We start from the raw sequence: 559 nt of genomic DNA, 5'->3' as shown, positions 1-559 counted from the left end.
GAAAGTGTTTATCGCGCTACACGGTCGCGGCGGTGAAGATGGTACGCTGCAGGGCATGCTCGAGCTGATGGGCTTGCCTTATACCGGCAGCGGAGTGATGGCATCTGCGCTTTCAATGGATAAACTACGCAGCAAACTGCTGTGGCAAGGTGCCGGTTTACCGGTCGCGCCGTGGGTAGCGTTAACCCGCGCAGAGTTTGAAAAAGGCCTGAGCGATAAGCAGTTAGCAGAAATTTCTGCTCTGGGTTTGCCGGTTATCGTTAAGCCGAGCCGCGAAGGTTCCAGTGTGGGAATGTCAAAAGTAGTAGCAGAAAATGCTCTACAAGATGCATTAAGATTGGCATTTCAGCACGATGAAGAAGTATTGATTGAAAAATGGCTAAGTGGGCCGGAGTTCACGGTTGCGATACTCGATGAAGAAATTTTACCGTCAATACGTATTCAACCGTCCGGAACCTTCTATGATTATGAGGCGAAGTATCTCTCTGATGAGACACAGTATTTCTGCCCCGCAGGTCTGGAAGCGTCACAAGAGGCCAATTTGCAGGCATTAGTGCTG

Annotated in this window: 1 pseudogene; it reads left to right on the top strand. The window is 50.1% G+C overall.

What is annotated here, in order from left to right:
- Nucleotides 1–559 (top strand): annotated as a pseudogene (gene ddlB / locus ACS8YF_RS20045) (D-alanine--D-alanine ligase); the annotation flags it as partial.

It is taken from the genome of Salinisphaera sp. SWV1, from assembly GCF_052044155.1.
Taxonomy (GTDB): Bacteria; Pseudomonadota; Gammaproteobacteria; order Nevskiales; family Salinisphaeraceae; genus Salinisphaera.
The sequence above is the reverse complement of the archived record's forward strand: the minus strand, read 5'-3'. Positions and strand labels throughout refer to the sequence as shown.